12 protein-coding genes and 2 pseudogenes are annotated in these 12,086 nt (G+C 30.1%); 8 read left to right on the top strand and 6 right to left on the bottom strand.

What is annotated here, in order from left to right; all coding sequences use genetic code 11:
- The first annotated feature begins 450 nt into the window (after positions 1-450).
- A complete protein-coding gene (locus tag ACWJKE_RS04355) occupies positions 451-615 on the top strand; it encodes a hypothetical protein (RefSeq protein ID WP_462959177.1) in 165 nt (54 codons plus the stop codon).
- A 162-nt stretch (positions 616-777) separates the two neighbouring features.
- Positions 778-1,455 (top strand): hypothetical protein, encoded by a 678-nt coding sequence (locus tag ACWJKE_RS04350; protein ID WP_462959176.1) that lies wholly within the window; start codon positions 778-780, stop codon positions 1,453-1,455.
- A 267-nt stretch (positions 1,456-1,722) separates the two neighbouring features.
- Here ACWJKE_RS04350 and ACWJKE_RS04345 read toward each other — a convergent pair whose 3' ends face one another.
- Complete coding sequence (locus ACWJKE_RS04345) at positions 1,723-2,991, bottom strand: VanW family protein (protein ID WP_462952995.1); 1,269 nt, start codon at positions 2,989-2,991, stop codon at positions 1,723-1,725.
- Positions 2,992-3,301: 310 nt separating this feature from the next.
- On the opposite strand from ACWJKE_RS04345, the gene ACWJKE_RS04340 reads away from it, so the two are divergent.
- Complete coding sequence (locus ACWJKE_RS04340) at positions 3,302-4,180, top strand: aldose 1-epimerase family protein (RefSeq protein WP_462953140.1); 879 nt, start codon at positions 3,302-3,304, stop codon at positions 4,178-4,180.
- Positions 4,181-4,272: 92 nt separating this feature from the next.
- Here ACWJKE_RS04340 and ACWJKE_RS04335 read toward each other — a convergent pair whose 3' ends face one another.
- From ACWJKE_RS04335 to ACWJKE_RS04325, 3 genes are all read right to left on the bottom strand, one after another.
- Entirely contained in the window at positions 4,273-4,413 is a 141-nt protein-coding gene (locus tag ACWJKE_RS04335; protein WP_216304163.1) for a zinc ribbon-containing protein, read from the bottom strand.
- A gap of 102 nt (positions 4,414-4,515) precedes the next feature.
- Positions 4,516-5,778, bottom strand: coding sequence for an MFS transporter (locus ACWJKE_RS04330; RefSeq protein WP_462959175.1), 1,263 nt, complete (start codon positions 5,776-5,778; stop codon positions 4,516-4,518).
- A 12-nt stretch (positions 5,779-5,790) separates the two neighbouring features.
- On the bottom strand, positions 5,791-6,243 hold the full coding sequence (locus ACWJKE_RS04325; RefSeq protein ID WP_216304165.1) for a MarR family winged helix-turn-helix transcriptional regulator: 453 nt from the start codon (positions 6,241-6,243) through the stop codon (positions 5,791-5,793).
- Positions 6,244-6,456: 213 nt separating this feature from the next.
- On the opposite strand from ACWJKE_RS04325, the pseudogene ACWJKE_RS04320 reads away from it, so the two are divergent.
- The 4 genes and pseudogenes from ACWJKE_RS04320 (at position 6,457) to ACWJKE_RS04305 (ending at position 8,967) form a co-directional block, all read left to right on the top strand.
- Positions 6,457-6,926, top strand: a pseudogene (locus ACWJKE_RS04320) (helix-turn-helix domain-containing protein).
- Positions 6,927-7,346: 420 nt separating this feature from the next.
- A pseudogene (locus ACWJKE_RS04315) lies at positions 7,347-7,457 on the top strand (hypothetical protein); the annotation flags it as partial.
- Between the two features lie 141 nt (positions 7,458-7,598).
- Entirely contained in the window at positions 7,599-7,823 is a 225-nt protein-coding gene (locus ACWJKE_RS04310) for a hypothetical protein (RefSeq protein ID WP_462959174.1), read from the top strand.
- Positions 7,824-8,097: 274 nt separating this feature from the next.
- Positions 8,098-8,967, top strand: coding sequence for a methionyl aminopeptidase (locus ACWJKE_RS04305; RefSeq protein WP_462959173.1), 870 nt, complete (start codon positions 8,098-8,100; stop codon positions 8,965-8,967).
- Between the two features lie 263 nt (positions 8,968-9,230).
- On the opposite strand, the gene ACWJKE_RS04300 is transcribed toward ACWJKE_RS04305, so the two are convergent.
- Both ACWJKE_RS04300 and ACWJKE_RS04295 read right to left on the bottom strand, forming a co-directional pair.
- Complete coding sequence (locus ACWJKE_RS04300) at positions 9,231-10,217, bottom strand: ABC transporter permease (protein ID WP_462953886.1); 987 nt, start codon at positions 10,215-10,217, stop codon at positions 9,231-9,233.
- 1 nt (position 10,218) lies between these two features.
- The gene (locus ACWJKE_RS04295; protein ID WP_462953885.1) at positions 10,219-11,142 is read right to left on the bottom strand and encodes an ABC transporter ATP-binding protein; all 924 of its coding nucleotides are present in this window, start codon (positions 11,140-11,142) and stop codon (positions 10,219-10,221) included.
- 468 nt (positions 11,143-11,610) lie between these two features.
- On the opposite strand from ACWJKE_RS04295, the gene ACWJKE_RS04290 reads away from it, so the two are divergent.
- Positions 11,611-11,769 carry an aspartyl-phosphate phosphatase Spo0E family protein gene (locus ACWJKE_RS04290; protein WP_216304170.1) on the top strand — a complete coding sequence of 53 codons (159 nt, stop codon included), beginning with the start codon at positions 11,611-11,613 and terminating at the stop codon, positions 11,767-11,769.
- Positions 11,770-12,086 lie beyond the last annotated feature (317 nt).

The raw sequence follows: 12,086 nt of genomic DNA, 5'->3' as shown, positions 1-12,086 counted from the left end.
CTAATTATAACATAAATTTCAATTATAAGGGATCGAATTATTTAACAAGTGGTTCTCTGCCTTTGTAAACTCATACAATAGCTTTAACCATAGCCATTGTATGAAATTTAAGTTCCAAAATTCTTATTAAAGTTTTCGGATAGGTGAACCAACTATCGAACAAAACATAGGTTCCAGGTATGGTATAAGCTACCGCTTGCTTTAGCAGGTCAACCATTACATCTGGTGATTTTTTTACAGCTGTTGCTCCGCTTAAAAGGAGTCATTTAATCTCGTGAAAGTATTTTTTCACAATCTCAGTCTATAATAGCAATTAAGATCATTTTAAATGATTTTACCTAAGTAAACGTATTAACTACCCATTTGAGAAGTTGCTAAGCCTTTGTATATCATAGTATAGTTTTAACATAGATTGAAATTATGAGATATTTTAGGAGATGAAAAAATCATATGGGGTCAGATATTATAGTAGGAGTTATCGGTAGTGTATTAATAGCTATGGGGTTAAGGGGATTTAAAAAAGACATGACATTACTAAAGATGGAATTTGAAGGAACAAAAATGGAAGCTGAAAAAACAAAAAAATGTAATTGGCTAAAAGTATTATACGTATAATTCATAAAACAAGAAAAGTTTAGCAATTCCGCTAGGCTTTTTCTTATTTACAAATATATTTTGATTTTCTATATTTAATGTTTTAACTTATTCTGATTTTTAAGTTTTATTCTTGATCTAGTAGTGATAGTTTAAAAGGAGGTGAGATATACGAATGATATATTGAATAAAATTATTGAACAGGGAAATAAAGATAATGATAATATCGATTTAGCTGTAATAGCTGAAATAGAAAAATATATGGAAAATCACATAAAATGTGATTTTAAATTAGATTATAATTTAGTTTCTAGATTTATATTATTAGAACATAAATTATATGATGATGAAAAATGTATAAATTGTCTTAAGTATTTATTAGAAAAACATAATGTAGATGATGTGAAGTACAAGGCATATCTTGTAATATTATTGGCTTGGATTGAGGATGGTGTTAGCGAGAGATCAGATTTTACAAGGAAATTTTTAGATAATATATTAATGAATAGTACTGATTCATATATAAAATCTATGCTTTATTATTTAAAAGCATTTGATTTTGAAAAATGTTCAAGTATAGATTCAGATAATATAATACAATTATTAAAATTTTCTATTAGTACTGATAAACATGCTAAAAATAGTTATATACTTCTTTCTAATAAATACAAGCAATTAGGAAATATGAATTTATCAAAAAAATATCTTGAAGATGGATTGAAAAGTATAAAAAAAGTACTTTCATTGGACGATTTAAGTAAAAATGATATGACAGATATACAATTTTTCTTTAATTCAGATATAAAAGGTAATATTACTGATCAAGCTTCGTACAAAGAAATTTTTATTTACCGAACTTAAATGATAATATTAAAGGGTCTTTAAATTTTTTATAGAATTATATTAAACATTGAAATGTCGGAATTAATTAGGAATATTAAGAAAATAGGATTAAATATAGAGTAAATTAAAAAAAGAAAAGCTTCTGTCTAGAGAAAATTTGCCTTGAATATAAAAATCCCCCCAATCATAGTTTTCTTATCCTACAATTGGGGGGATTTCGCAATGACCATTTTTAGGGGTTCAGTTCATAGGAAAGGTAGGTTGTCCAACTAATGTTAATATTTTCTATGAAAGTTTATCAGTATAAAGAAAGGTTTTAGACACTTGATTACCGTTCTCATATGTTATTCTAAATACATTTACTTTCTTTCCTACAATTTCATTAACAATATCATATTTTTTATTGTTAAGAATTGAATTTGAGTAGATACTAAATGTTACATTTTTGTTATGTACTGCAGATTCTATATATATAGGATAAGAAGTAGTATTTTTAAACCTATAATCGAGAGAACCGTAGGCAACTGTAGCATCCAATCCTGCACCAATATAGCTAGAATGCATTGTATGCGGATATCTTTCTACAGATGTTAAATTAGTTCTAAGTACTGCATTATAAAGTGTAGTTGAAACTTGGCATACTCCACCACCTATGCCATCTACATATTTGTCGCCTACAATTTCTTTTGATGTTTTATATCCTCGTTCAGAAGTTCTATCACCTACTACATCATTAAAACTAAAAACATCTCCCGGCATAAGTAGCTTCCCATTTATAGCATTAGAAGATACTCTAATATTTTCTGAACGATTTTCATTTGAATTTCTAAAGTTAGTTGTAACACTAGATATTTCAGCATTTATACCTTTTAAATCATTTTCTTTAATTTTAGGTTCAACTTTTTTTAATTTAGATTCGATTACTAAATTTTGATCTTTTTCAATAGTATTAACTTTGTTAATTATAGCTTTTTTTAAACTGGCAGAATCAACACTAAGACCATATTCATCTTCAGTTATAACTAATTGACCTGAATTGTTTCTGAAAATAGTTGCATCTATTGCATTTTTATTGTTGTCCTTAGCAATATCTTTAAGTAAGGTATCTAGAATGGCATAATTGTAGGTATATTTAACATCAAAAGTTTGCTTGCCAGGAGACGTTATAGCAAAATAATTTTTAAATAAATTCTCTTTTCTACCAATATCGTAAGCTTTATTAATGACAACATTGTAATCCTGTTTTATTCCAAGTTTTGATGTATGGACGGTATAGTGTTTGTCATTAAGATTTATTGTTATATCTTTTTTAGCAATAATATTATTACGATTTTTAATAATAGCATTTTTCGCTTCATCCTTAGTCATGCCACCTAAATTTATATCCTCCACCCATATCTCGGGATAGATCTTTAAGTCGTATTTTGATATAGTAGAATACATAATAATTAATTGGACTCCTATTAGAGACACAATTATTCCTACTATAATCAAGGTTGTTCTTAACCTTTTTTTTCTTTTTTTGCTTGATTTTGACATAATATTTAAACTCATGTTTTTTGCACCTCTCCTTACAATTATTGTTTTTCGACTATAATCCGTATATTAATACATATTTTGTTGCAACTAAGTACATTATAACTGATTTTTGATAGAGAGTTATTACAAAGAAGTTACTTTTATTTTTAATTTTTTATTCATTCTACTATTTATAGTTATACTGATGTATATTAGTAGTTGATAGTTATTTTTGAATATAAAATTAGTTGTAAAGATAAAAGTATTACTAATTAATGGAAGTCCTAAGGCTAAAGGATGTGCTTATACGGCTTTATGTAAAGTAAATAATGAAAGGGTGTTTTTGATGATTTATTCTTTAGAAAATTCAACAATTAAAATAACGGCTAGCGCTCATGGTGCAGAACTACATTCAATAACTGGAAAAAAAGAAGGAACAGAGTATCTGTGGAATGGAGACCAAAACTATTGGAAATATCATTCACCAATTTTATTTCCAATAGTCGGGAATCTAGTTGATTCAAAATATAAAATTGATGAAAAGCTATATGAATTGCCATCTCATGGATTAGGTAGGATATCAGATTTTAAATTTATATCACAAACTAATGATTCAATTACTTTTGAACTAAAATATTCTGAGGATACTATAAAAAGATATCCATATAAATTTTCTTTACTTATTAATTACACAATTGAAAAGAATACAGTTAAAGTAACGTATAATGTTATAAATTTAGATAATAAGGATATATCATTTTCAATTGGTGCACATCCTGCATTTATGTGTCCTATTGAAAAAAATGAAAAATTAGAAGATTATTACCTTGAATTTAATAAGAAAGAAACAAGTGATATTATGGAATTAACTAAAGATGCTTATTTTTCACATAAGAGAAAAGAATGTTTAAAGGATACTGATATCATGATACTATCAAAAGAGTTATTTAAAGAGGATGCTTTAGTATTTGATGATTTGAAATCTGATAAAATAACTATAAAATCAAAAAATCATGAAAAGTCAGTATCAGTAGAATTTAAGGGATTCCCTTACATGGGAATATGGTCACCAAAAGGCGGAGCACCATTTTTATGCATAGAACCTTGGTTTGGACATGCAGATTATGAAGATTTTACTGGTGAATTTAAAGATAAAGAGGGCTCGATTTCATTAACTATTGGAGAAGAGTTTACATATAGTTATAAGATTTCTATTGTAGAATAATACATACTAATAAATGCATAGGTTGTTACAAGAAAAAAATAAGCCCAAGACTAGGGCTTATTTTTTTGATTATATTGTACCATTATTTTATGTTAAAATTTCCTATAGTTTGTTTTTTTACATTTAGGACAGGGAGGTAAAGTATCAGTATTATCATCTAATACTACTTTTTGACCGCAAATTTTACAAACATATGTACCATTTCCGGGTTTTTCACCAGTTGAGTATTTCATAAATAATTCACCTCTTTTTTTTATTAAATTATAGTTAATATAATTTTAGCATAGTAGAATTATTTTAACAATACTAGAATAGGAAGTAGAAATAGCTTTAATTTATACGGATGGAACTTTACCATTTTTTCTAAGTTTAGACCAAGTAACAAGTAACAATATCAACATTATTGCAGAAATACCTGATAATATGAAACAAGTGTTAGCACCGTATTTTTCAGCCACCCCCCCTGAAAGAAGACTTCCAAGGGGGGTGAATCCAGCAAATACAAGTGAATATACACTCATAACTCGTCCTCTGTATTCATCCTTAGAATTTAGTTGTAACATTGAATTTGCAGTGGTGGAAAAAAACATATTAAATATTCCTGTTATAGCTAAACTTAAGGCAGTAAAATAATATAAATTACTTATACCTGTAAAAATTAACATTATGCCAATTCCAATAGAGCTACCAATCATAAGAATTTTATTTGGACCATTTTTGCTTTTAAAAGACATGAGAAGTGCTCCAATGAGGGAACCTGCTCCAAGTGCAGATAGTAAAATTCCATAGGTTTTTTCCTGCATATGTAGTACGTTTTTCGTAAATACAGGTATCAAAACGTTGTAGTTAAAAACAAATATTCCCATAATGCTAATTAATATCAAGGTTTCGAGTAAGATAGATTTGCTTTTTATATATTTAAGGCCATCCAATATTTCTTTAAGCATTCCTTTTTCAGAAGTTTTCTTTCTAATATAATTGATTGCTTCAATATGGACCAGTCCATAGATAACTGCCATAAAACTAAAACCATTTAATAAAAAACACCATCCTGCTCCGAGATACCCCATGAGTAGAGCTCCAATAGCCGGTCCAATAATTCTTGCTAAATTAAAAGTGGCTGAGTTTAAAGCAATGGCATTCATTAAATCGTCCTTTCCTACTATTTCAACATTAAAGGCTTGCCTAGTTGGCATATCTAAAGTATTACAAAATCCAAGACACAAAGCTAAAGCTATTAGATGTTCATACTTTAATGTATTCGTAAAGACTAAGGCAGACAATATAAAAGCTAATATCATCGATACGCTCTGGGTGAAAATCAGTATTTTTTTCTTTGGAAACTTATCAGTTAGTACCCCAGCAAACAATGAGAAAAAGGTTATGGGTAAAAACTGCATTGCTCCGACAAGTCCAAGTAAAAATGGAGATCCTGTTAGAGAAAGTACTAGCCAGGATTGTCCTATATTTTGTGTCCAGGTACCTATTAAAGAAAGACACTGACCCATCCAAAAATATCTATAATTTTTATGTGTAAGAGCATGAAAATTATTGTTAATAATTCTCTTAGTATTAACCACTATATTAATTTTTATCATCTCCTAATGAGCTTAATCATCTTTAGAATAATCATGTGTGAAAGTTGTAGCATTTTCTCCCATCCTTTCGAGTAATGCTAACGATGTTTTCTTTTCATCTTCACTAAATCCTGAAAATAAAATATATATCCAATCCATCATGGCTTTTCTAACCAGAGGTTTTATTTTCAATGCTTTCTCTGTAAGATAAACATTATATGCTCTTTTATCTTTTGCATCTATTTTTCTAATGATATAGTCATCATCTTCCAGCTTTTTTATAGCCTTTGCTGTGGTACCTTTATCAATTTTAAGGTAATCTGATAATTGTTCCTGACGTACTCCATCTTTTTTATATAATGCATTTAAAAATGTATATTGACCCTTACTTATATTATATGGCTTAAGTTGCCTTCCTACGTATACATGACCATTTCTATGTAAAAGAGAAATCCATCTTCCTAATGAGTTCATATTTTTATTCATTGTCGTATTCCTCCTAAATTAGTTGCAATCCCTACTAATTATATAATAGAGCAATATAGTTGTGAGTGCAACTATATTTTATAATAGTAGTGAAGTATGATTTAATTATAGAGATTTAAAATTTAAAGGCAACCTATAGTTGACAAAAATGTTATGTTTAATTGGTAGCAATATGGTTGTTTTATTAGTAGACTTATGTAGGGGTGATTAAAAATGAGTTTTCAGGAACAATTGCAAATCCTTAGAAAAGGAAAAGGATTATCACAAGAAAAATTAGCTGAAATGTTAGGTATATCAAGACAAGCAGTTGCAAAGTGGGAAGTTGGACATTCATATCCTGACATTGCAAGACTAATTGCATTAAGTGATTTCTTTAAAGTGAGTATTGATAAATTAGTTAATGATTATGAAGAAAATTGCCGTTTATGTATAGAAGAGAATAAGGTTGCTTCTATAAATGAAAAAATAATAGAATTTTTACGTACAGCAAAGAGATCTACATATGCAGGAAAGGGTGCCGAGATCCAATCTTCAAGACCTAATTCACATGATTTAGAGTATGTAGAAGGAAATCTAAAATATATTGATATGGAGAATTTAAATGGTTTCAAGGATATGAGGAAATTTATTTTGATGATACAAAGGTATATGAGTGCTTTTTTCATGGTGGAACTATTAAATAATAGATTAATACTAATATAGGAGCTACTAAACTGCTTAAAAAATCTAAACAATTTCAAATAAAAGTGAACATATTTAGTTGTTCATGCAGTGAACGTTGCTTTCAAGCTTAAGTGAGTGTAGCATCTGAAAAGATTGTAGCACGATGAACTACGTGAAATGACAGGTTAAAGACGTACCTTTAGATGTACTTCAGTCTGATGCTCTACGATAATGAGGAGGAAAATAATCTAAGGTTTTGCTACGGCTTAATTATGATTAGACACACCGAAATTCAGTGCACCATCATTTTACGAGTTGTAAACAAAATAACCAAATGGATTAAGATAGATTCGATATATTTAGAAAATGTGTTAATAGACATACGAGTTCTAACTGAAGGTAGAAGGCTATACAAATGGCAATATTAAAAATCTAATAGACTGGATAATAACATTAGGATAGCGGCACTCACGAGAGATAACTTTACTTGTGTTGATTGTGGTTCTAAAGAAAATGTACAAGAACACCACATTAAACCAAGACGTGCTAAAGGAGCCGACAGCATACATAATGTTGTAACATTATGCAAGTCATGTCACACAAAAACCTTTGGCAGAGAAATCGAGTTAATAGATCAATATTTAGCTATAATAAAAGGTAGAAAATTAAATCTTAGTGATGCCTTGCATGTTATGCAAGGTAAAAAAAATTTACAAACTGAACTTAAGAAAATAGCCCCATTATATTTAACTACGGGTGGTGATACTGCAAACCATAGAAATGATTGGGATATAGAAAAAACACACTCAAATGATGCTTTAGTTATATGTAACGTAGATATCAAAAAAAATAATATTGATATCAAAGACTGGCAAATATCACCTTTACGTAAAAATCTAAGGGTGACGCGGAGCTAATTGTAAAAGGATTTAAGCATAGAGATTATGTAAAGTATACCAAGAAAAATGGAACCGAGTATATTGGATATATTACAGCATTATACCCAAATAAAAATCAATTTAACATGACACAAACAAATGGTGAGATATTAAAAAGATACGGTCTAAAAAGCTTGAAACTATTATCAAGACCAAAATGTATACGGTGGATATAATATTAAAAATAAGGAGGTGAACTGGTTAATTAAATCAAATGTACAATTATGTTCAGATTTAATTAACCAGGATGTATATGATTTTAAATAGAAATGATAAATGCTGGTGTGGAAGTGTACTAAAATATAAGAATTGCCATTTGGACTTTGATAAAAAGCTAGAAAACTTGAAGAAACAAGGCTGCATAGTTCCAACAAGAAATCTTATTAAGAGCAAGGATCAAATTGAAGGAATAAGAAAAAGTGCTAAAATTAATAATGCTCTTTTAGATTTAGTTAGTGAGAATATTAAAGAAGGAATGACCACAGAAGAAATTAATAAGCTAGCTCATGAATATACAATATTCAGGGGTGGAACTCCAGCTACTCTTAATTATGATGGGTTTCCAAAAAGTATTTGTACATCAATCAATGATGAAGTGTGTCATGGAATACCAAGTAAAGATGTAGTACTTAAAAATGGTGATATTATAAATGTCGATGTAACTACTATACTTAATGGATATTATTCAGACGCATCAAGAATGTTTTTGATAGGAGAAGTTAGTAATGAAGCTAAGAAGATAGTAGAAATAACTAAGGAATGTTTAAATAAGGGAATAGAAGCAGCAAAACCTTGGGGCTTTTTAGGTGATATAGGGGCAGCTATTCAAGAATATGCAGAAAGTAATGGGTGCTCAGTAGTTAGGGATTTTGGCGGACACGGAGTTGGGCTAAATATGCATGAGGATCCATTTGTTTTTCATTTTGGAACTAGAGGAACAGGTATGATTCTAGCACCAGGAATGGTATTTACGATTGAACCAATGATAAATGGTGGAAGTCATAAAATATATATAGATGAAGATAATGGATGGACAGCGCTTACAGCTGATGGATCTCTTTCATCACAATGGGAGCATACACTTCTTGTAACTGAGGATGGTATAGAGATAATATCTAAATAAATAATAATCAAATCATCTCCTGCGGAGCTGCAATATTAACATTAGCAGAACATGGTGGTTATTAAAAAAGCTCTGATTTTCTTAAGAAAATCAGAGCTTTTTAGGAGAATCTAGGTAGAGTACGATTACCAGTTAAATCATCACCTGCGGTGCTGTAATATCAACGACTTCAGAAGGAGATTTATACTCCCCCTAAAGTTTTTTCTTTGTTATAGTCCATAACCCCATCTTATAGAAGAGGGAGACTTTCTTCTGAAATGTCGTTAAATATCGCGTTTCTCAAAAACTAAAAAACCTGCAGCGCAGAATATAACAGAATATATAACTGATACGCCAATAGCAAATGCAAGTGTTGTACCAACGACGAATGATCCGTTAATAATAAAGTTAGTAAAATCCGACAGTCCAAAAGGAAGATATTTACCCCAGCTGAAACGGGTTGAGAATAGTTGCACCATAGAACTACCAGCTAAAAGCAAGAATAAAGAGCATCCGGTTGCAATTGAGCGTGAACGAGATATTATTGAAAGTGCAAAAGCTACTAATACATACACAAGCACAGTAAGAAAATTAAGGCCATAAATAATAATTGTTTTTAGTACGGCTGGTATATATATTATTTTGGTACTCGTCCACATCATTTCCTTAGCACCCATGCCATTGAAACCGAAATATATACCCAGCAATATAAAGTTTAACAAAAATGCTGTTACCAAAAGTACAAGACCATAAAATAATGTAACAATTAGTTTTGCAGTAAGAATTTCAAACCGTTTATAAGGCCGTGATATCATCATTTTCATTGTACCCTCTGAAAATTCACCTGCAAATAAAGCTGAACATGCTATTATTAAAAGAAGTGCAATAATTAAACTATATGGAACATATGAATCAAACTTTGTGATTCTTGTCCAAATGCTGTCTTTGGATTCTGGCCTGATATTGTTAACAATGCTGTATTCATCTTCAGCTATGCTTTTTTTCATATTTCCTATGGATGCTGACGTTTTATCTGTTTTTTCAATTTGCGTTAGAGCAGCTTTTTCTACCGGAAGATTTGCCAGTAAGTCCTGTTTCCAATTTTCGGAAATTTTTGTAGTAGTTGAACTATTATGAGACACCTTGTGATATTTATAAATACTCGTTGCCGCTATTACAATTACAATCATTATGAGTAACATTATTTTTGTAGAAAGTCTTTTCCAAAGTTTTGTATTTTCTAGTGAAATAAGTGTAAAAAAATTCCCCATGTTATTTTTCCTCCCCTGTAAGCTTCATAAATACATCTTCAAGTGATTGAATCACTTGTCTGTCCATAGCGAAAATAGCTATGCCTGCAGAAGTTAATGTTGTAACTACTTCTGGAACACGATTTTTGGTTGTTTCAATATGTAATCCACCTTCCAAGATGCAGTTACTTATATTAACGCTTGTTAGAAGTGAAGCTGCTTTTTCATTATTATCAGATTCTAATATCAGAACAGTTTTATCACCCTTTTGTGACATGTTAAGGAGTTCGTCAATGGATTTTACCGTTATAATTTTCCCCTTATTAATTATACCAACACGGTCGCACATCTGCTGCATTTCACCTAATATATGACTAGATACAAGCACCGTAAGACTAGTTTCTGATGAAAGCTTTCGAAGTAGCTCACGCAGATCCTTGATTCCTGCGGGATCAAGACCATTTGTAGGCTCATCAAGTATAAGAAGTTTTGGACTATGAAGTATGGCCTGAGCAATACCTAGACGTTGCTTCATACCTAACGAATAAGTTTTCACCTTATCATTTATTGCCCGCTCTAAATCCACAATTTTTACAACTTCTTTGATTCGAATCTCATCTACATCTTTATATATTTTAGCGAATAGTTTAAGATTATCGAGTCCAGACATATAATTATACATATCCGGATTTTCAACTATGCACCCAATGTTACGCATTGCTCCTTTGAAATCTTCTTTTACTGAGCATCCATCTACATAAATATTTCCCTCAGTAATTTTGGATAATCCAACAATCATCTTAATAGTAGTGGATTTTCCAGCGCCATTAGGTCCAAGAAAACCGAATATTTCTCCTTTTTTAAGTTCAATGGAAATATCTGAAACGATTGTACGTTTACCAATTACTTTTTTTAGTTTTTTGATTTTTAATACTTCATTAGCCATAATATGCCCCCTGAATTTTTTTCATTTCTCATCACTATAACCATAGTATACTCCACGAGCTGCTAACACTCAATGTCGCTACACTTACAAATAAAAAAGTTATCTTACTATTTTGTAAGAAAGCCCATATTTACAGTTATTAGTTAAGAAAGTAAAAATAGACTAAGGACACTCGAAAGGGTGTCTTTTCTTTTACATTAAATCATCTCCTGCGGAGCTGCATATTAACGACTTCAGAAGGAGATTTACCCCTTTGTAGCCCTCTGGAGTAGATAACAATTCTCAATTGTTATCCCCCCACTGAAGTTTTCTATTTGTTAGGGTAAGTAACTCCTACTTATAGTAGGTAACTCCTACTTATAGAAGTGGGAGACTTTCCTTCTGGAATGTCGTTAAAATATGGGTTACATAATGGCAGTCAAACCTCTGCCAATTTTCGCTATAATTGGTAGAGGAAGGAGGGAAATTATGACACAATTGGATGAGATATTACAAAAAATTGAAAAACACAGAACTTTATTGCATCAGTTAATGGATGAAAAAGAAACCTTAACTGATCCCAGATTAGTAGTACTTAGTCAAGAGTTAGATGAACTACTAAATGAATACGATAAGCTATTAGATTAAATTTAATAGCTTATCGTATCAAATCAATTAAGGAGCCTAAGGGCTCCTTTTCATATTAAACCCAGTAACAATTATATGAATGAATCGTAATATATGGTAATATTTTAACAATGGCATAGTTAAGTTTCCTTCAAGAAATATATCTCATGAAAATGTGATACATAGTAACAAAATATCAAGCAAAAATGAAAGCGTAAAAGTGGAACTTTCAGATATTCATTTATAATTTTGATGTAGTCGGGTGAAATATTTGTTGAATAAGTATTATTGTAAGATTTCATTAATAATTTAAATATATTTCTTTAACTTTTCTTATG

It is taken from the genome of Clostridium sp. CM036 (assembly GCF_055081135.1).
This window is presented reverse-complemented; position numbering and strand designations above follow the sequence as displayed.

Excerpts from the sequence above, each read along its gene's own strand:
- ACWJKE_RS04295 (WP_462953885.1), bottom strand. The coding sequence starts at position 11,142 with ATGGCTAATGAAGTATTAAAAATCAAAAAACTAAAAAAAGTAATTGGT.
- ACWJKE_RS04305 (WP_462959173.1), top strand. The coding sequence starts at position 8,098 with ATGATTTTAAATAGAAATGATAAATGCTGGTGTGGAAGTGTACTAAAA.
- ACWJKE_RS04330 (WP_462959175.1), bottom strand. The coding sequence starts at position 5,778 with ATGATAAAAATTAATATAGTGGTTAATACTAAGAGAATTATTAACAAT.
- ACWJKE_RS04355 (WP_462959177.1), top strand. The coding sequence starts at position 451 with ATGGGGTCAGATATTATAGTAGGAGTTATCGGTAGTGTATTAATAGCT.
- ACWJKE_RS04340 (WP_462953140.1), top strand. The coding sequence starts at position 3,302 with ATGATTTATTCTTTAGAAAATTCAACAATTAAAATAACGGCTAGCGCT.
- ACWJKE_RS04345 (WP_462952995.1), bottom strand. The coding sequence starts at position 2,991 with ATGAGTTTAAATATTATGTCAAAATCAAGCAAAAAAAGAAAAAAAAGG.
- ACWJKE_RS04310 (WP_462959174.1), top strand. The coding sequence starts at position 7,599 with ATGCAAGGTAAAAAAAATTTACAAACTGAACTTAAGAAAATAGCCCCA.
- ACWJKE_RS04300 (WP_462953886.1), bottom strand. The coding sequence starts at position 10,217 with ATGGGGAATTTTTTTACACTTATTTCACTAGAAAATACAAAACTTTGG.
- ACWJKE_RS04325 (WP_216304165.1), bottom strand. The coding sequence starts at position 6,243 with ATGAATAAAAATATGAACTCATTAGGAAGATGGATTTCTCTTTTACAT.
- ACWJKE_RS04335 (WP_216304163.1), bottom strand. The coding sequence starts at position 4,413 with ATGAAATACTCAACTGGTGAAAAACCCGGAAATGGTACATATGTTTGT.
- ACWJKE_RS04290 (WP_216304170.1), top strand. The coding sequence starts at position 11,611 with ATGACACAATTGGATGAGATATTACAAAAAATTGAAAAACACAGAACT.